Origin of the sequence: Actinoplanes sp. NPDC049316, from assembly GCF_040677315.1 — a bacterium.
GTDB lineage: Bacteria > Actinomycetota > Actinomycetes > Mycobacteriales > Micromonosporaceae > Actinoplanes.
In genome coordinates, this window is record NZ_JBFAQM010000020.1 from 1 (window position 1) to 17,862 (window position 17,862).

The window sequence follows — 17,862 nt, forward strand, 5'->3', positions numbered from 1 at the left end:
TCCAACCAGACAATCAAGCCCGGCCGGGGTAAATCATCAATTGGCACTGGCTTATCAAGCACCCTGTTGAGTTCTCAAAGAACAACCACACACCGTCTACCAACCGCAGTTCTTGCGGCCCGTTTCCGGGGCACTTGCTCAACTTTACTCGCGCTCTTTCCGGCCGTCAAATCCGGGGTTTTCCCGGTTTGGCGAAACGTATTTCGCGCAAGCTCCCCGTTCTTTCTCTTCAGATCGAGGCCGCACACGACCTTACCCGAAGCGATTTCCTGGGGTTTGGCAGGCCGTCCGCTTCTGCGTCCGTTTCCCTGCCGGCTCGAAGAACTTTACCCGGTCGGCCTCGCGGTTCCAAATCGGCCCCCCGGAAGGGGTCTGGCCCGCACCGCCCGGTCCAACCCCGCGGCGATCGTTCACCGTCAGAGCTGGGTTCTTCCCACCCGCGGAGGAGTCTCGAGCGATCCTCGATCGTCGTGATCCGTCCCGCGGGCAGGAAGAAAGTTACGTCGTAGGGCCGTGTGGCCGCAAATCCGCCGGAGTTGACCTGCGTCACACCCGTTCGATGCCGGCGAAAGTGCGCTTGCCCTTGCGGAGCACGAGGAACCGCCCCTGCAACAGCGCCGTCTCGGGGACGGTCGCCTCGGGGTCGGTGACGCGCTCGTTGTTCACGTACGCACCACCCTCGGCGATCGTCCGGCGGGCCTCTCCCCCGCTCTTCACCAGCCCTGCCTGCTGCAGCAGCGCGGTCACGGGCGGGAGCTCACCGCGTACCTCGATCAGGCCGGCCTCGGACAACGCGGCCCGCAGCGTGTCCGCCGAGAGCTCTGCCAGGGATCCTCGGCCGAACAACGCCTGGCTTGCCGTGACCGCCTGCTCGGCTTCTTCCTCGCCGTGCACGAGCGCGGTGATCTCGTAGGCGAGCTCGCGCTGGGCGAGCCGGGCCTGGGGCCGCTCCGCGGTGGCCTTCTCCAGCTCCTCGATCTCCTCGCGGGACTTGAAGCTGAAGTAGCGCAGGTAGTTGGAGACGTCACGGTCATCCGCGTTGACCCAGAACTGGTAGAACGCGTACGGCGAGGTCATGGTGGGGTCGAGCCAGGTGGCGCCGCCGGCGGTCTTGCCGAACTTCGTGCCGTCGGCCTTGAGGACCAGCGGAGTCGTGAAGGCGTGCACGGGGCCACCGCCGCGACGGCGCACGAAGTCGACACCGGCCGTGATGTTCCCCCATTGGTCGGATCCGCCGAACTGCAGTGAGCATGCGTGGCGCTGATGCAGCTCGTAGAAGTCGTTGGCCTGCAGCAGCTGGTAGCTGAACTCCGTGAAGCTGATGCCGCTCTCGAGACGGTTGCGCACGACGTCGCGGGCGAGCATCTTGTTGACCGGGAAGTGCTTGCCGACGTCTCGGAGGAAGTCGATCACGGACAGCTCGCCGGTCCAGTCGAGGTTGTTCACCAGGGTCGCACCGTTGGCGCCTTCGTAGTCGACGAACGGCGCGAGCTGGTCGCGGATGCGCAGCACCCAGCCCGCCGTCACCTCTCGGGGGTTGAGCTGCCGCTCGGACGACCGGCCGCCCGGGTCACCGATCTGCCCCGTGGCGCCACCCACCAGCAGCAACGGCTTGTGGCCGGCGAGCTGGAGGCGACGGGCGGTGACGACCTGCATCAGGTTGCCGACGTGCAGCGACGGCGCGGTCGGGTCGAAGCCCACGTAGAACGTGATCGAACCGCCGTCGAGATGCTTTCGCAGCTCATCGGGGTCGGTCGAGTCCTGGATCAGTCCGCGCCACTGCATGTCGTCAACGAGAGTCACGCACCGATTGTCCTGCATACCGAGGGCCGGGACACACCGGGATTCCGACGATCTGCTTACGGTCCGTCTCCGGGGCCAGGTTCGGGGTGCTTTCGTCGTACGCAAGTGCCAGGCTGGCCCCATGAGTCGCCTGGGATCCGCCGAACCCCCCGTCGAGCTGTCGAAGAAGAAGGCCGCCGCCAAGCTGGAAGAAGCCCAGCAACGGCTGCTCAGGCTACGTCTGCTCCTGGGTGGTCAGATCGGCGAGAAGAAGATCGGTCCGCCGTTGTGCGTGGTCTTCGAGGGCTGGGACGCCTCCGGCAAGGGCGGCGCGATCAAGCGCCTGGTCAGCCCGCTCGACCCCCGCCACGTGCGGGTCTCCCAGTTCGCCGCGCCCACCTATGACGAGAAGAGACACCACTTCCTGTGGCGCTTCTGGCCCAAGCTGCCGGGCTGGGGCGGCATGGCGGTCTTCGACCGGTCCTGGTACGGCCGGGTGCTGGTCGAGCGGGTGGAGGAGTTCGCGACCAAGGAGCAGTGGCGCCGGGCGTACGAGGAGATCGTGGAATTCGAACGCACCCTGACGGCCGAGGGCATGGTCATGGTCAAGTTCTGGATGCACGTCTCGCCGGAGGAGCAGTTGCGGCGCTTCGAGAGCCGTGCCAACGACCCGCTCCGGACGTGGAAGCTGACGGAGGAGGACTGGCGCAACCGGGAGAAGCGGCCGGCGTACGAGGCAGCGGTCGAGGAGATGCTCAAACGGACCAGCCATGAACGGGCGCCATGGCATGTCGTGCCGAGCGACAGCAAGCACTACGCGCGGCTCGCGGTCGTCGAGACCGTGTGCGACTCGATCGAGGCGGAGCTGCAACGGCGCGGCTGGGACCTGGACGCGCCGACGGAGACGGCCACCGGGCTGCAGACCGCCCACGAGTAGTCGGACGGTCAGCGGGAGGTCGAGTCGGCGCTGGGGACGTACGGCGGAAGGTTGAGGGCTTTGCGGATCTGTTGCTGGACCTCGTCCGGGCCCGGGCGGGCGTCGATGTCGTGGACGACCTCTTTGCGGCCGAAGAGCTCGAGCACCGGGCGGGTCTTCTCGTGATAGTCGCGCAGGCGTGCGGTGAGGGCCTCGGGTGTGTCGTCCTCGCGGACGACGAGTTCGGTGCCGCAGATCTCGCACCGGCCCTCGACCTCGGGACGGTCCGCGATGAGGTTGTAGTCCATGCCGCAGCCGGGGCAGAGCCGCCGGGCGAGCACGCGCCGGCGTACCTCGTCGTCGGGGAGTTCGAGGTGGATGACGCCGTCGATGTCGAAGCTCTCCATGAAGAACTCCGCCTGGCGGCCGTTGCGCGGGAAGCCGTCGATGATGAAGCCGAAGTTCCAGTCGTGATCATCGAGGCGGTTGCGGACCACGGATTCGACCAGGTCGTCGCTGATCAGCTCGCCGGCGCTCATGGCGCGGCGAACCTGGGCGCCGAGTTTGGTGTGGTTCTGCACGTGCGAGCGGAAGATGTCGCCGACGCTGATGTGGACGAGGTCGAGGTCGGCGGCGAGCAGCTGGCTCTGCGTACCCTTTCCGCTGCCCTGCACGCCCATGATCACGTACTTGCGCATGGTGTCGTCCCCTCTCAGGCCGCGGCGCCGATGCGCAGCGGGCCCGGCGCCTGGCGTCCGTCGAGCCTTGTCGGGTCGATGCTCCACCCTTGCGCCACGCGAAGCACGTCTTGTTCGGAGACGAGCACCGCGGGGGCATCCTCGCCGATGCCACCTTCCCCGCCGTCATCGAGGAGCCGGGTCAACTCGTCGTCGAGCGACGCGAGCATCGACTCGTCGAGAGGCGCCGCAAGATCGGCATTCTCCTCGTCGAGGGGTGCCCCGGCATCGGTGTCGTCATCGTCGATCCGGTACGTCGCCGGCAGGCCGGTGGCGAGCTCGACCTCGTCCGGGTCGCCGTACCAGGAGGTGACGTCGCCCGTCTGTCCTACGTATCCGAAGGCGCGGAGGAGGGTGCCGTCGGCGGCGCGTTGCCAGCGGTGCGTCTCGGTCACCCGGTGGGTGACGAAGAACTGGACCTCGGTCTGCAGCCGCTTCGACAGGTCGGTCAGGTCGACGCTCGTGTCCGGGCGCAGGAGGAAACGACCTACGGCGAGGACCCATGTCGAGCCGTTCGCCCCGGGGAGGGGCGGGGTGACAGCGACCCGGTCGTCGGTCAGATGCGCGAGGTCTATGCCGTCCCGCCAAGGCACGTCGCCGAGGTCGCGCAGGCCGAGTACGGCCAGGACCTCGGCGGGGTCACCGTCGCGTACGGCCAGCCATGCCTGCTTGCCGCCGAAACCGACCATTACGTCCCTGTCCATGGTGCCCACGGTAGTGCCCAACCTTTGCGCGGCGCTCGTTATGCCCTGCCGGTTGCGGGCCAGGGCTCGTCGGCTCGGCTTTCGAGGAGGTGAGCGACCGGGAGGTGAGCGACCGGGAGGTGAGCGACCGGGAGGTGAGCGACCGGGAGGTGAGTGACCGGCCGATACGCGCCGGGGACGTCGTCGAGCGAGCGCCTCATGCCCAGCCGTAGTCGCGGCGCAGCGCGTCCGCCACCTGGTCGAAGCGGCCGCGGTCCAGGACTGCTCCTTCGCGGCGGATGCCGTCCTCGTCGACCTCCAGGACGCGGTCGAGGCGGATCCAGCTGGGGCGGGACTCGCGGTCCCAGGCGCCCGGGCCGAGGGCCAGCCAGTTGCGTTGGCCGTCGCGTTCGCTCTGGCTGGAGAGCATCAGGCCGAGGAGCGTACGGCCGTCGCGGCCCACGACGAGCACGGGGCGGTCCTTGCCCTGGGTGGGGTCGTCCTCGTACTCGACCCAGGTCCAGACGACTTCGCCCGGGTCGGCGTCGCCGTCGAGGTTGGGGCTGTACTCCAGGCGGCGGCCGCGGCGGGCGGTGGGAACGTGGCGCGGGGCCGGGTGGGTGGTGGCGCCGCTCGGGCCCGAGCGGGTGGTGGTGCCGTGCGGGCCGGGGTGGGTGGTGGCGCCGCGCGAGGCCGTGCCGTCGGCGGCGGTCTCGCGCGAGGCGGTGCCGAGGGACGCTGTGCCCTGCGGAGTGCGGGTGCGGCCGCCGCCGAGGCGGCGGAGCGTGTCGGCGATGCCGTTGAGGAGTCTGCTCACGCCCGGCACTGTAACCAGTTCCGTTTCAGGCCGCGCGGGGCGCGGGGCGCGGCACCCGGGGCGCGGGCCGCGGGGCGCGGGCCGCGGGCCGCGGGCCGCGGGGCGCGGGAAGGGCGAGGCGGGTGCGGAGCGCACACGCGCCGGCGTCAGCAGCGCGAACGGCGCGAGCCGCAGGAGCGGGCGAGGAAAAGCGAGCCACAGGAGCGGGAGAAAAGCGAGCCACAGGAGCGGGCGAGGAAATGCGCGGCACGTGCAGGATGGACGCGGGCCGACGGCAGCGGCCGTGTTCTGTTCCAGCTGCTCGATCCCGGGCGGGATGCGTCACTCCACCGGGCGGTACGCGACCTCCGGCAGCAGCAGCTTCGCCCACGACGGCTGCCATTCCGCCGATCGCTCGTCGATCTCCGCCCTCAGGTTGGTCCGCCACGGGCCTGATCGTCCGTTGTCCTCCCACCACGGCGGCCAGGAGTCGTAGCGGCGTTCCACCTCCGCGCCCGTTGCCGTTGTTTCGACTCGGAGGAAGAGCCAGCGGCCGTGGGTGGTGTCTGCTTCTGCTTCTCTGAGCCGGCGGATCAGGGTGCTCAGGTGGCGGAAGGCTTCGAAGTTTCCTTCCTCCGGGTTCTCGGCCGGTGGGTGGTCGCCGTCGCGGGCGGACACGCTGGTGCCGTCGGCGTACGCCAGGAGGGAGCAGCGGCCGTCGCCTGCTGGGGAGCGGCCTCGGAGCCATGTGATGAGCGCGCCCAGTTCACCGGTGGGGATCGGGGTGGGGCGGTCGCGTTCGGGTTCGTCGTGCATCGCCGACCAGATGAGGCGGTCGTGTTCTGTTTCGCTGAGCTTGCGGACCGTACGGCGGGGTGGGCGGGTGCCTTGCGGTGCTTGCGGTGCGGTGGTGCCGGGGAGCAGGCCCGCGCGTTTCGCGACTGCGAGGCCGGCGTACGCGTCGAAGGTCGGTAGCGGTTCCAGAAGTTCGTTCAGGGCTTCGGGGGTGAAGTCGTGGAGGAGGCGCTCCGCGGCCGCCGCTACGCGGGTGCGTTCGGCGGGCGTGTCCACCGCGTGGTGGCCCCATTCGAAGACGATGTCGATGAGTTCGGCGTGGGCTGCCTGATCGGTCAGGACCGGGCCTGCCGTCTGGGTCAGGCCGTCGTCGACGCCTTCGGGGTACGCGGCTCGGGTCCAGCGGCCGTCGGCGTACCAGAGGGCGTAGCCGAGCTGGTCCTGAGCGGCGTGGTCGACGAGGGTTTCCCACGGCAGCCAGGCGGGCGCGTCGGCGAGCAGGTCGATCGGGGGCTCCGCCTCGAGGGTGGCGCTGTATTCGTGGTCGAAGCCGTACAGGACCGCTCGGCCGCCCTCGACGAGCGTGAGGTGCGCCCAGTTGCCGCCGCCGTCGTCGTGGTGGGCTCCCGGCTCACCCACCGTCCAGGTGTCGTCGACGCCGATGGCGGTGAGCGCGGCGGACAGGGTGGCCCAGCGTTGCCACATCCGGCCGGGTGGGGGTAGGTCTGGTGCGACAGTCACCCGGGCAGGCTATTGCCTCTTGAGGTCGGCGATGAACGCCTGCCACGTGTCGCGGGGGAAGATCAGGACCGGACCGCCCGGGTCCTTGCTGTCGCGGACCGCCACGATGCCGGGCAGGTTGTCGGCGACCTCGACGCAGTCGCCGCCGTTGCTGCCGCTGCGGGTGCTCTTGTGCCATCGGGCACCGGTCAGGTCAGCCATCGCTCTCCTTGATGATCGTGCCGATGAGGTCGTCGGAGGCCCGCCGGTCGAGGGCGGCTCGGTCGAGCTCTTGCCAGATGCCGCTGTAAGTCTCCACTTCACCGGGCTTGTCGAGGTAGAGGGCGCCGGTCAGATTCTCGCTGTAGATGGTCGTCGGTTCGGGCGCCGCCGTCCCGACTGTCGGGAAGTCGAGGATGGTGAACGAACCGGCGCTGGACGCGCTGTGCGGGCCCGCCGAGAACGGGAGGACCCGCACGCTGACGCCGGGGCGCTGCGAGATGTTGACCAGGTGCGCGAGCTGTTTCTGCATGCCGAGCGTGTCGGCGATCGTACGGCGCAGGACGCCCTCGTCGACGATGACGTCGAGGATCGGCGGCCGGGGGCTGTGCCGGCGGAGCAGTTCCTGGCGTTCCAGGCGTACGGTCACCGCGTTCTGCACGCCCGCCTCGTCGAGGTCGGTGCGTTTACGGAAGACCCATTCGGCGTACTCGCGGTTCTGCAGCAGGCCGGGAATGACGCTGGGGGCGTAGTGCCGCAGGCGCTGCGCCGCCGTCTCCATGCCGACGTACAGCTCGAACCAGCCGGGGACGACGTCGCCGTACGCGTGCCACCAGCCCTTGGACTTGGATTCGCGGGCGAGGCCGACGAGCACCTCGGTGATCTGGGCGTCGGCGCCGTACACCGAGCACATGGCCAGGACGTCGTGTTTGCGCAGCGACACCTCGCCGTTCTCGATGCGGTACATCCGCGCGCGGGAGAACTCGAGTTCCTCGGCGGCGGCCATCAGCGAGATGCCGGCGCGCTCGCGCAGTTGCCGCATGAGCCGGCCCACCTGCCGCCGTGGGACGGTGGAGCCTGTCTCCGTGGTCACGACCTGCGCCTCCAGGTGTCGGGAACATTGCAGTTGTGCCGAACGAGACAGTGAGATGCGTGAATCCGGGATTCTCGCTTCCAGCCATTGATGCCTGAGATTAGGTCAAGCACGCTCCTGTGTGTATCCCCTTCATTGCTGAACGTGATGACAAACCGGGGCGGAGAGGACGCGTGATGGCGGAGATCCCGCATGCGGACGAGCCGACGCCGATGGCGCCGGTGCATCAGCGGGTGCGGCGCGCCTTCTGGCGTACCCGATGCTCCTGCGGGTTGAGCTGGCCCTGCCCCGACCGGGAGTGGGACGAGCGGCCCATCCCCGACGGCGACGCCGTCCCCGCGCGGACCGCCGCAGGAAAGCCGGCCGGCCCCGCCGCAACGCAGGCCGGCCCCGCCGCAACGCAGGCCGGCCCCGCCGCAACGCCAGCCGGCCCAGCCCCAACGCCAGCCGGCCCAGCCGCAACGCCGGCCGCGCAGGCCGCAACGCCGGCGGGCGTCGCCGGGGTCCCGGCGCCCCGGGGCGGCCGCTGATGCTCGTTCCGCGGACCGACCATCTGCCGGCCCGCCCGTCCTGGGACTGCGTGGTGTGTGAGCGCTCGTGGCCGTGCGCGAACGCCAAGGAGGACCTGATGGCGCAGTACTGCCGCTTCCCCTCCGGCCTGGCCATCTACATGGCCTCGACGATGTACGACGCGGTGGAGGACCTCACCGCGCTGGGCGAATCCGCCCCGGCCGACCTGTACGAGCGATTCCTGGCGTGGGTGGAGTGAGCGGTCAGGGCAGGGTCAACGCCATGCCGGCCGAGGGCGGCGCGGTCTCGGTGAAGCCGTGGCGGGCGTACAGGGCGCTGCCGGGCCGGCCGGCGACGAGGTGCACCGACGCGCCCGGCGGGGCCTTGCGGCGGATGCGCTCCAGCAGCACCGTGAGGATCGCGTCGCCGAGGCCGCGGCGGCGGTGGTCCGCGAGCACGGCGAGATCCACGACGGCGAAGTACCAGCCGCCGTCGCCGACGACCCGGCCCATGCCCGCCGTGAGGCCGCTCGATTCGTGCAGGACGTGGCAGGCGTACCAGCTGCCGGCCAGGGCGGCGACCGCCTGCGCGCGCGACTTCGGCGCCAGGCCGGCCTCGCGGCGCAGCGCCAGGTACTCGTCGGCGGGCGGTGGCCCGTCGAGCAGGCGGTAACCCTCCGGCAGGTCGGCCACGTCAGCTCCTCGGTGAGATCAGCCCCGTCTCGTACGCGAGTATGACGAGTTGCGCCCGGTCGCGCGCCTGCAGTTTGCTCAGCAGCCGGCCGATGTGGGTCTTCACCGTCCCGGGGCTGACGTGCAGCTCGGCCGCGAGCTCGGCGTTGGAGCGGCCACGGGCGATGAGGGTGAGCACCTCGCGTTCGCGCTCCGTGAGGGCGGCCGGGAGTCCGCCGGGTGCGGTGGCCGGGGACCCGGGCCGCGCGACGAACTCGGTGATGAGGCGGCGGGTGACGGTCGGTGACAGCAGCGCCTCGCCGGCCGCCACGACGCGGATGGCGCCGAGCAGGTCGGCGGCGCTGGTGTCCTTGACGAGGAAGCCGCTGGCCCCGGCGCGCAGCGCGGCGTACACGTACTCGTCGAGGTCGAATGTGGTCAGGATGAGCACGCGGACGCCCGCCGTGGCGGGATCCCGGCAGATGCGGCGGGTCGCCTCGATGCCGTCGGTGTGCGGCATGCGGACGTCCATGAGCACCACGTCGGGGCGCTCGCGACGGCACAGGTCGACGGCGGCGGCGCCGGTCGCCGCCTCGCCCGCGACGGCGAAGCCCGGGCTGTTCTGCAGCAGCAGCCGGAAGCTGTCGCGCAACAGGGCGTGGTCGTCGGCCAGGGCGACGCGGATGACGCTCACGGGTACGGGATCCTCGCCTCGACCGCGAAGCCGCCGCCCGGGCGGGGACCGGCGAGCGTGCTGCCGCCGTACAGCTGGACCCGCTCGCGGATGCCCGCCAGGCCGAGCCCGCCGCCGGAGGGTGTGCCACCGCGCCCGTCGTCGGTGACGGCCACGCGCAGCTCACCGTCCGCGGCCTCGACCACCACCCGGCAGTGCCCGGCGCCGGAGTGCCGGAGCACGTTCGTCAGCGCCTCCTGCACGATGCGGTACACCCCCAGGCCCAGGGCCGGGGGCAGCTCGCCGACACCGTCGACGGTCAGGCTCGTCTCGACGCCGGCGGCCCGGGCCTCGGTCACGAGCTGCGGCACCTCTGCGAGGCCGGCCGCGGGCGCGAGTTCGGCCGGGACGTCCTCCGGGGTCCGCAGCGCCCCGAGGGAGCGCCGGATGTCGGCCATCGCCGTCCGGCTGGTCCGCTCGATGACCGTGAGCGCCTCGCGTGCCTCCTCCGGCCGCGAGCCGGCGAGGTGGTTGGCGACCGTGGCCTTGACCGAGATGACGCTCATGCTGTGGCCGATGATGTCGTGCAGCTCGCGCGCGATGCGCAGCCGCTCGTCGAGGACCGCCGCGCGGGCCAGGTCGGCGGAGATCCCCCGCCGCCACCGCACCAGCACGCCGGTCGTCCAGCAGGCGACCAGCACGATGAGGGCGGCGGCCAGCTCGCCGGGGAACCACAGCGGGACCTCCGCCGCCGTGACCGGCGGCGGCTCCGGCAGGCGTACGGCGTAGAAGAGCCGGATGGCGCCCGCCACCACGAGCAGCGTGAGCGCGAGGGCGGGGACCGACCGGGCCGGCCGTTCGCGGGAGCCGACCGTGTAGAGGGCGAGCGCCGCGGGGGTGAAGGTGGCCGCCAGCACGCCGGCGCCGGCGACGCCCAGCACCATCGCGCCCGCTCCGGCGGCCGCGACCCAGGCCAGCGCGGCGAGCGGCCACCGGCGGCGGACGATCACGGGTACGGCGACCAGCACCGCGGCCAGCCACACGGCCCACACCGGGCCCGGATAGGGCGGGCCGGGCGGGTCGCTCGTCGCGTACGCCACGAACAGCAGCAGCGCCACGGCCCACGCCGCATCGAGAAACACTCCTGCACGGTATCGGCGTACCGCGCCGCCGTCGTCGGACCAAGGTCGTACGCCGCGCCGCGAGAAGCGGCCCACGTGGAGGGTTGAACGGGCAACGGATCTTAGGTCTTCGTGTGTCGATCCTTAAGGGCTCCTGAGGTACGGCCCGCGGCGCCCGCCCGGCGGCCATAGTCGGTGGGCGCCGCACCCGCGGCCGCCGTGCCGTGCCTGTGCCGCGGCCGTCCGGCGAGTGTTCCGAGGTGACCGAGTCCGTGTCCAAGTCCGCTGCTAACCAGGTCCGGTACACGCTGGCGGCGGGAGCCACCGCCGTCGTGATCGGCATCGGGTTCACGGTCGTCGGGCTCGACCGGCACTCCTCCTCCGGCGCCCCGGCGAACCGGGCCGCCGCCGACGCGGCGCTGGTCACCCAGCCGCCCGCCGACCTCGGCGCCACGGGAACCGGGGCGGACCTGCTGCTCGACGACGCCGCCACCGCCTCCACGCCGCCGTCGGCCACACCCTCGGCGACGAGCCCTTCGCCGGCGGCCATCCCGTCGCCGAGCAGGACGACCTCGAAGCCCAAGCCGAAGCCGACGAAGCGCCGGACCACCGCGCCGGCGATCCCGACGAGGCCGAAGAACCCGCCCGCCACCAGTGGCTCGATCATCGACCAGGTGCTCGGCCACATCAACGCCGCCCGCGCGGACAAGGGGCTGGCGGCGTACTCGCTCGACTCCTCGCTGTCGAAGGCGTCGGCGCTGCACAACCAGCTGATGATCGGCGGCTGCGGGCTGTCGCACCAGTGCTCCGGTGAGGGCGGCATCGGCGACCGGTTCAGCGCGCAAGACGTGCGCTGGAGCTCGGCCGGCGAGAACATCGGCTACGGCTCGGCCGGCGGCAGCGACGCGGAGATCATCAAGGCCGCGAACGGCCTGACCGACAGCATGCTCGCCGAGGTGCCGCCGAACGACGGGCACCGCAAGAACCTGCTCAGCGACGGGTTCAAGCGCATCGGCCTGAGCGTGGTCCGCGACGGCAAGGGCATCGTGTGGATGACCCAGGACTTCGTCGGATGAGGCCCAGCGTGGGGACCGGCCGGTGACCGGGCCCAGCGGCCCCGCGCGGCGGCGACGGCGCAAGCGGCCGGAGTTCGGGCCGACCCGGCCCTTCGGCCCCAGCCGTCCGGGCGGCTGCTGCGGGCCGGTGAAGCGCCGGCGTCCGAGCGGCCCCACGCGGCCCACCAGCTGAGCCCGTCCAACCACCCCGCCACCACCCACAGAAGGACTGAAGGCCCTGTGCTTAGCTTGGTGCGGTGACGGAATCCTGGCTCGATCTGCCCGCCGACCGTGTCGACGAGGCCGCGCGGCAGCTCCTCGGGTGGCGGCTCAGCGCCAACGGCGTGACCGTACGGCTCACCGAGGTGGAGGCGTACAGCGGCCTCGGCAAGGACCCCGCCAGCCATGCGCACCGCGGGATGACCGGCCGCAACGAGGTCATGTTCGGCCCCGCCGGGAGGCTGTACGTCTACCAGATCTACGGCATGCACTTCTGCGCGAACGTCGTGTGCGGCGAGGCCGGCGTGGCCTCGGCGGTTCTGCTGCGCGCCGGTGAGGTCGTGGACGGCGTCGAGCTCGCGCGTACCCGCCGGCCCGCCGGCAAGGACCGCGACCTGGCTGCCGGACCGGCGAAGCTGATGCAGGTCCTGGCGATCGACCGCGGCGCCAACGGCACCTCGGTGATCGACGGTACGGGCCCCGCGACGCTGAGCGAGCCCGACGGCTCGGTCGGGCTGATCGAGGCGGGTCCCAGGGTGGGGGTCACCGCCGCGCACGACGTGCCGTGGCGGTTCTGGATCGCCGGGGACCCGACGGTGAGCGCGTACCGGCGGCACGTGCCGAGGAAAAAGGCGGAAGCGACCGTGCGGGGACGTACCGGCCGCTAGCGTCGGTGAGCGGTGATCTCACGACGGGTGCTCCTGCTGCTGGACGTGCTGTGCCTGGCCGGCGTCCTGTGGTGCGGCGTGCTCATCGCCGGGCTGCTGCGCGGGCAGACGCTCGTGCCGACCGGTACGGCCACCGCCGTCGCCGCCGCGCTCGTGCTGCCGGGCTTCACCGCGGGCATCGTCACGAACCGGCGGGCGCTGCGCGGTCGGCGGCCGCAGAGCTGGTTCATCCGCGAGGTGTGGGCGCCGCCGGTCGACCTGCCGCGGTGGGGCCTGGCCGCGGCCGCGGTGGTGTTCCTCGCGTTCTGGGTGGCGGGGCTCAGCGCGATCGCCGGCATCAGCCAGAACCTGCGGCCCGGCGATCCGGTCGCCCACGATCGTCAGGTACGCCACGAGCAGCGTTTCGCGCTCGGCGTGCTGGGCGGTGTGGGAACGGGCGGCACGGCGATGGCCGCGGCGACCCTGGTCCGCCGCCGTCGCACGGAAACCGTTCACCTTATTGACAAGTAGCAATATTGGCGTGCTTCTATTACTTCCATCTTGACAACGTTGTCACGTTGTCCTCATGGAAGGGACGGCACCCCCATGCTCCGTACCCTCGCCGCGTCGGTCGTCCTCGCCGCCGCAGCCTTGTCCGTACCCCAGGCGGCAGCTGCCGCCGCGGACCTGAACCTGACCCCGTACGTCAACCCGTTCATCGGCACCGACGACAGCAACTCCCCGAACCCCGTCGGCGGCGGCGCCGGCGGCAGCACCTTCCCCGGCGCCACCGTGCCGTTCGGCATGGTGCAGTTCAGCCCGGACACGCCCACCGCGTCCCCGTCGGGCTACCGCGACCGCGACCGCACCATCGAGTCGTTCAGCCTCACCCACTTCAACGGCGCCGGCTGCCCGAACAACGAGGACATCCCGATCCTGCCGGTGACCGGCGCGCTCGGCTCCTCCCCCGGCTCGGCGTGGACCAGCTACGCGTCGGCGTACACGAAGGCCAACGAGACCGCCTCCCCCGGCTACTACAAGAACCGGCTCGACAAGTACGGCGTGGACGCCGAACTGAGCGCCACCACGCGGACCGGCGCGCTGCGGCTGACGTACCCGGCGTCGACCACCGCGCGGGTGCTGATCAACGCCAGCCGCTCGGCCACCGGCGACCGCGACGGCACCGTCACGATCAGCGGCAACCGCGTCTCCGGCGAGCACACCGCCGGCGGCTTCTGCGGCGGCAGGACGTTCAAGATGTACTACTCGATCCTGTTCGACCGCACTCCCACCGGCGTCGGCACGTTCAAGGGCGGCACGGTCAGCGCCGGCTCGACGTCCACGAGCGGGACGCAGACCGGTGCGTACGTCACCTTCGACACCACGTCCAACGCGGTCGTGAACGCCACGATCGGCATCTCGTTCGTCAGCGTGGCCAACGCGCAGAACAACGCAACCGCCGAGGCCGCAGCCTTCTCGACCGTACGCACGAACGCGAACAGCGCCTGGAACACCGCGCTCAACCGGATCCAGGTCAGCGGTGGCAGCGCGACGGACCTGCAGAAGTTCTACACGGCGCTCTACCACGTGCTGCAGAACCCGAACATCGCCAGCGACACCAACGGCGAGTACCGCGGCTTCGACAACGCCGTGCACAGCGCCTCGCACCCGGTCTATCAGAACTACTCCGGCTGGGACATCTACCGTTCGTGGGCGTCGCTGGTGGCCCTGATCGCGCCGGATGTCATGAGCGACATCGTCAAGTCCATGGTGCTCGACGGCCAGCAGGGCGGGCTGCTGCCGAAGTGGTCGCACCAGAGCGTCGAGGACTTCGTGATGCCCGGTGACCCCGGCCCGATCATCGTGGGCAGCGCGTACGCGTTCGGCGTCCGCGGCTTCGACACCGCCGCCGCGCTGGCGCTGATGAAGAAGAGCGCGACCGGCGGCAGCACCCAGGGCGTCGTGCTGCGCGGCAACCAGGGCGTCTACGGCAGCAACCAGTTCATCCCCGGCAACCCGTCGGAGACCTTGGAGTACGCGTCATCCGACTTCGCCATCGCGCAGTTCGCCAAGGCGGTCGGCGACTCGGGCGCGTACGACACGTACAGCGCGCGGTCGCAGTACTGGCGCAGCCTGTTCAACGGCGAGTCGTCGTACATCCACACCCGCGACAGCGGCGGGGCGTTCAGGTGGCCGCTGAACCCGGCGCAGGAGAGCCCGTACGTCGAAGGCAACGCGGCCCAGTACACGTGGATGGTCCCGCACAACCTGGGGGCCCTGATCACGCTCATGGGCGGCCCGGAGACCGCGGTGCAGCGCCTCGACCACCACTTCACCGAGCTCAACGGCGGGCTCGTGCGGCCGTACTTCTACATCGGCAACGAGCCCGAGCACAACGTGCCGTGGACGTACAACGCGGCGCGCAAGCCGGCCGGGGCGAGCGACGCGGTCCGCCGGGTCATGGCGGAGTCCTTCACCACCGGCGCCGGCGGCCTGCCCGGCAACGACGACCTCGGCGCCACCTCCGCCTGGTACGTCTGGTCGGCGCTGGGCTTCTACCCGGTGACCCCGGGGGCGGACACCCTGGCGGTGCACGGCGGCATGTTCTCCAGCGCGCTGATCCAGCGGGGCCCGGGCGACATCACGATCACCGGCGGCAGCGCGACGAACCGCTACGTGCAGTCGCTGTCGGTCGGCGGGTCCACCACGAGCCGCAGCTGGCTCCGGTACGGCGACATCGCCGACGGCGGCACGGTGGCGTTCACGATGGGGTCGAGCCCGTCGTCCTGGGGCACCGGGGCCGGCGACGTACCGCCGAGCTTCGGTGACGGACGCGCCCAGCCGGCGCCGGAGCCCGGCCTCGGGGCGAACCTGGCCCTGGGCCGCACGGCGACCGGCTCGGCGGCCTGCAACAGCGCCGAGGCCCCGGCCAAGGCGGTGGACGCGACGATCGCGGGCAACAGCAAGTTCTGCTCGGGTACGGCCCCGCAGCAGCTGCAGGTCGATCTCGGCTCGGCGCGTACGGTCAGCTCGTTCGTCGTCAAGCACGCCGGGCTGGGCGGGGAGCAGACCGGCTGGAACACCGGCGCGTACACGATCTCGACCAGCACCGACGGCGGCAGCTGGAGCAACGCCGTCACGGTGACCGGCTCGCGGGCCAGCCGGACGTACACCCCGATCCCGGCGCGCAGCGCCCGCTACGTACGCCTGGACATCACCCAGCCGGCCAACGACGGCAACAACGCCGCCCGGATCTACGAGCTCGAGGTGTACGGCAGCAGCAGCGCCCCCACCGACCTCGCCCTGCGCCGGCCGGCCGCGGCCGACTCGTCGTGCGGGGCGGCCGAGGGCGCGGACAAGGCCTTCAACGGCAGCTGGCTCGCCGGCTGGACCGACAAGTGGTGCTCGCAGGGCGCCACGAAGTGGGTGCAGACCGACCTGGGCAGCAAGCAGCGGGTGTCCACCGTGGTGATCCGACACGCCGGCGCGGGTGGCGAATATCCGGCGTGGAACACGCGGGACTTCGACGTCCAGACCTCGGACGACGGGTCGTCCTGGACCACCCGCGCGCAGGTTCGCGGCAACACGGCGGACTCGACGTCCACGACGGTGAACGTCGATGCCCGCTATGTTCGTATAGCCGTACTGACGCCCGCTTCTGACGGCAACACGGCGGCGCGTATCTACGAGGTGCTCGTGAACTAGGGGGGCCATGGTCCCCGGGGTGGGGGTCGGGTCCCGCGACTCCCACCCCGGGCCGTTCTACGCCGGCGCCGGCTCCTTGCGGATGCGCGAGGAGCCGGTGCCGACGGACCAGCCGGTGACCCACCGGGCCGCGGTGTCCGGCTTCGTCCGGTCGGCCAGGAAGTACCAGTCCATGCGGCAGCGGTCGCGGGTCACGTCCAGCACGCCGAAGCCGTGCCCGTCCGTCTCCACCCACTTCACGTGCGGATTCGTCGCCCGGATGAGGTCGGCGGCGAGCCGGCTGAGCGGGCCACCGGGCGAGGTGTGCAGGAAGTCGTCGAGGTTGTCGCTGGTCACCGACGGCACGACGAACTCGGCCGCGGCCGGGTGGCGCGGCCCGGTGTCGCGGGTGGTCAGCTCGGTGGCCCACGAGGTGTGGATGTCGCCGGTCAGGAACACGACGTCCTTGGTCCCCGCCGCGCGCAGCGCGTCCACGAGCCGTTCCCGGTCGGCGTTGTAGCCGTCCCACTGGTCGGGGTTGACCACCACGCCGTTGTCCGGGAGCCCGAGCAGGTCACCGAGCGGCCCGAGCAGCCAGGCCGGCAGGGTGGCCAGGTCGACCCGCGAGATCATCACCGGGTTGCCGACCAGCTTCCACCGCGCGGTGCTCTCCACCAGCCCGTCGGTCAGCCACCGCAGCTGGTCGGCGCCGGCGATCGTCCGGTCCGGGTCGTCGACGTCGTCGCCGGTACGGCCCACCTGCTCCGAGCGGTACGAGCGCAGGTCCAGCATGGACAGCTCGATCAGGGTGCCGTAGCGCAGGCGGCGGTAGATGTGGCCGTCGGCGCCGAGGCGTACGGGCATCCACTCCGCGTACGCCTGCCGCGACGCCGCCACCCGCGCGCCGAAGTCGCCCTCCGTGCCCGGGGTGTGGTTCTCGGCCCCGCCGCTCCACATGTCGTTGGCGACCTCGTGGTCGTCCCAGGTGATGATCCACGGCACCGAGGCGTGCAGCGCCTGCAGATCCGGGTCGGTCTTGTAGAGCGCGTGGCGGATCCGGTAGTCCTGCAGCGTCAGGGTCTCGTGCTCGGGCTTCGTGGGGCGTACCACCACGTCCCCGGCCGCGAAGTCGCCGGTGGCGTACTCGTAGACGTAGTCGCCGAGGTGCACCACCAGGTTGAGGTCACCCCGCTCGGCCAGGTGCCGGTACGCGGCGAAGTAGCCGGCCTCCCAGTTGGCGCACGACACCACGCCCATCCGCAATCGCGAGATCGCGGCGTCCGCGGCGGGGGCGGTCATGGTCCGCCCGGCCGGCGACCACGCGCCGTCGTAGCCGAAGCGGAACCAGTACGTCGTCGCCGGGGTCAGCCCGGACACGTCGACCTTGACGGTGTGGTCGCGGGCCGGGCCGGTGCGGACCTCACCGGCCTGCACCACCGTGGTGAACCCGGCGTCGGCGGCGATCTGCCACGCGACGGTGACGTCCGGGCCGGCGCCCGAGCCGGGAACCGACTCCGCGGTGGGCGTGACGCGGGTCCAGAGCAGGATGCCGCCGGGCAGCGGATCGCCGGAGGCGACGCCGTGCCGGAACGGTCCGGCGGCGGCGTGGGCCTCGGCGGGCCGGGTCGCGGCGGCGACGAGGCCGGCGCCGGCGGAGATGCCGGCGAGACGCAGAAGGGTGCGGCGATCGACCGCACCCTTCGCGTAGGAATCGACAGTCATGAAGCTCTCTGTATCAGAGCCGCACGCCGTCAAGGCCC

At 71.4% G+C, this 17,862-nt stretch carries 17 protein-coding genes; 6 read left to right on the forward strand and 11 right to left on the reverse strand.

Annotation, left to right across the window (positions count from 1 at the left end):
* Positions 1-546: 546 nt before the first annotated feature.
* Positions 547-1,785, reverse strand: coding sequence for a tyrosine--tRNA ligase (tyrS, locus tag AB0K03_RS26505; RefSeq protein WP_364690018.1), 1,239 nt, complete (start codon positions 1,783-1,785; stop codon positions 547-549).
* 139 nt (positions 1,786-1,924) lie between these two features.
* Here tyrS and AB0K03_RS26510 point away from each other — a divergent pair, with 139 nt between their 5' ends.
* Positions 1,925-2,719, forward strand: a complete 795-nt coding sequence (locus AB0K03_RS26510; protein WP_364689657.1) for a UDP-galactose-lipid carrier transferase — start codon at positions 1,925-1,927, stop codon at positions 2,717-2,719.
* An 8-nt stretch (positions 2,720-2,727) separates the two neighbouring features.
* On the opposite strand, the gene AB0K03_RS26515 is transcribed toward AB0K03_RS26510, so the two are convergent.
* The 6 genes from AB0K03_RS26515 to AB0K03_RS26540 form a co-directional block, all read right to left on the reverse strand.
* Positions 2,728-3,396 (reverse strand): nucleoside monophosphate kinase, encoded by a 669-nt coding sequence (locus AB0K03_RS26515; RefSeq protein ID WP_364689659.1) that lies wholly within the window; start codon positions 3,394-3,396, stop codon positions 2,728-2,730.
* 14 nt (positions 3,397-3,410) lie between these two features.
* Positions 3,411-4,139: a hypothetical protein gene (locus tag AB0K03_RS26520; RefSeq protein WP_364689661.1), complete on the reverse strand. Its 729-nt coding sequence runs from the start codon at positions 4,137-4,139 to the stop codon at positions 3,411-3,413.
* Positions 4,140-4,335: 196 nt separating this feature from the next.
* Complete coding sequence (locus AB0K03_RS26525; RefSeq protein ID WP_364689663.1) at positions 4,336-4,935, reverse strand: type II toxin-antitoxin system PemK/MazF family toxin; 600 nt, start codon at positions 4,933-4,935, stop codon at positions 4,336-4,338.
* A 321-nt stretch (positions 4,936-5,256) separates the two neighbouring features.
* Positions 5,257-6,450, reverse strand: coding sequence for a hypothetical protein (locus AB0K03_RS26530; RefSeq protein ID WP_364689665.1), 1,194 nt, complete (start codon positions 6,448-6,450; stop codon positions 5,257-5,259).
* Positions 6,451-6,459: 9 nt separating this feature from the next.
* Positions 6,460-6,651, reverse strand: coding sequence for a DUF397 domain-containing protein (locus AB0K03_RS26535; RefSeq protein WP_364689667.1), 192 nt, complete (start codon positions 6,649-6,651; stop codon positions 6,460-6,462).
* Entirely contained in the window at positions 6,644-7,522 is an 879-nt protein-coding gene (locus AB0K03_RS26540) for a helix-turn-helix transcriptional regulator (protein ID WP_364689669.1), read from the reverse strand. Before AB0K03_RS26540 ends, AB0K03_RS26535 begins: the two co-directional genes overlap by 8 nt.
* A gap of 529 nt (positions 7,523-8,051) precedes the next feature.
* Between AB0K03_RS26540 and AB0K03_RS26545 the strand changes: the two genes are divergently transcribed.
* Positions 8,052-8,291, forward strand: a complete 240-nt coding sequence (locus tag AB0K03_RS26545) for a hypothetical protein (protein WP_364689670.1) — start codon at positions 8,052-8,054, stop codon at positions 8,289-8,291.
* A 4-nt stretch (positions 8,292-8,295) separates the two neighbouring features.
* On the opposite strand, the gene AB0K03_RS26550 is transcribed toward AB0K03_RS26545, so the two are convergent.
* From AB0K03_RS26550 to AB0K03_RS26560, 3 genes are read right to left on the reverse strand one after another with little or no spacing between them, the layout of a single operon-like run.
* Positions 8,296-8,724, reverse strand: coding sequence for a GNAT family N-acetyltransferase (locus AB0K03_RS26550; protein WP_364689672.1), 429 nt, complete (start codon positions 8,722-8,724; stop codon positions 8,296-8,298).
* A gap of 1 nt (position 8,725) precedes the next feature.
* The gene (locus AB0K03_RS26555; protein WP_364689674.1) at positions 8,726-9,397 is read right to left on the reverse strand and encodes a response regulator transcription factor; all 672 of its coding nucleotides are present in this window, start codon (positions 9,395-9,397) and stop codon (positions 8,726-8,728) included.
* Entirely contained in the window at positions 9,394-10,518 is a 1,125-nt protein-coding gene (locus tag AB0K03_RS26560) for a histidine kinase (protein WP_364689676.1), read from the reverse strand. The genes AB0K03_RS26555 and AB0K03_RS26560 overlap by 4 nt, the downstream gene beginning before the upstream one ends.
* A 239-nt stretch (positions 10,519-10,757) precedes the next feature.
* On the opposite strand from AB0K03_RS26560, the gene AB0K03_RS26565 reads away from it, so the two are divergent.
* The 4 genes from AB0K03_RS26565 (at position 10,758) to AB0K03_RS26580 (ending at position 16,123) form a co-directional block, all read left to right on the forward strand.
* On the forward strand, positions 10,758-11,573 hold the full coding sequence (locus tag AB0K03_RS26565; protein ID WP_364689678.1) for a CAP domain-containing protein: 816 nt from the start codon (positions 10,758-10,760) through the stop codon (positions 11,571-11,573).
* Positions 11,574-11,809: 236 nt separating this feature from the next.
* Positions 11,810-12,439 carry a DNA-3-methyladenine glycosylase gene (locus AB0K03_RS26570; RefSeq protein ID WP_364689679.1) on the forward strand — a complete coding sequence of 210 codons (630 nt, stop codon included), beginning with the start codon at positions 11,810-11,812 and terminating at the stop codon, positions 12,437-12,439.
* Between the two features lie 12 nt (positions 12,440-12,451).
* The gene (locus AB0K03_RS26575; protein ID WP_364689681.1) at positions 12,452-12,949 is read left to right on the forward strand and encodes a hypothetical protein; all 498 of its coding nucleotides are present in this window, start codon (positions 12,452-12,454) and stop codon (positions 12,947-12,949) included.
* 75 nt (positions 12,950-13,024) lie between these two features.
* A complete protein-coding gene (locus tag AB0K03_RS26580; RefSeq protein ID WP_364689683.1) occupies positions 13,025-16,123 on the forward strand; it encodes a GH92 family glycosyl hydrolase in 3,099 nt (1,032 codons plus the stop codon).
* A gap of 57 nt (positions 16,124-16,180) precedes the next feature.
* On the opposite strand, the gene AB0K03_RS26585 is transcribed toward AB0K03_RS26580, so the two are convergent.
* The gene (locus tag AB0K03_RS26585; protein ID WP_364689685.1) at positions 16,181-17,824 is read right to left on the reverse strand and encodes an alkaline phosphatase D family protein; all 1,644 of its coding nucleotides are present in this window, start codon (positions 17,822-17,824) and stop codon (positions 16,181-16,183) included.
* Between the last annotated feature and the right edge of the window lie 38 nt (positions 17,825-17,862).

What these genes read in the sequence shown, in the direction of transcription:
- tyrS (WP_364690018.1), bottom strand. Translation starts at nt 1,785, where the DNA reads ATGCAGTGGCGCGGACTGATCCAGGACTCGACCGACCCCGATGAGCTG.
- AB0K03_RS26510 (WP_364689657.1), top strand. Translation starts at nt 1,925, where the DNA reads ATGAGTCGCCTGGGATCCGCCGAACCCCCCGTCGAGCTGTCGAAGAAG.
- AB0K03_RS26515 (WP_364689659.1), bottom strand. Translation starts at nt 3,396, where the DNA reads ATGCGCAAGTACGTGATCATGGGCGTGCAGGGCAGCGGAAAGGGTACG.
- AB0K03_RS26520 (WP_364689661.1), bottom strand. Translation starts at nt 4,139, where the DNA reads ATGGACAGGGACGTAATGGTCGGTTTCGGCGGCAAGCAGGCATGGCTG.
- AB0K03_RS26535 (WP_364689667.1), bottom strand. Translation starts at nt 6,651, where the DNA reads ATGGCTGACCTGACCGGTGCCCGATGGCACAAGAGCACCCGCAGCGGC.
- AB0K03_RS26545 (WP_364689670.1), top strand. Translation starts at nt 8,052, where the DNA reads ATGCTCGTTCCGCGGACCGACCATCTGCCGGCCCGCCCGTCCTGGGAC.
- AB0K03_RS26580 (WP_364689683.1), top strand. Translation starts at nt 13,025, where the DNA reads ATGCTCCGTACCCTCGCCGCGTCGGTCGTCCTCGCCGCCGCAGCCTTG.
- AB0K03_RS26585 (WP_364689685.1), bottom strand. Translation starts at nt 17,824, where the DNA reads ATGACTGTCGATTCCTACGCGAAGGGTGCGGTCGATCGCCGCACCCTT.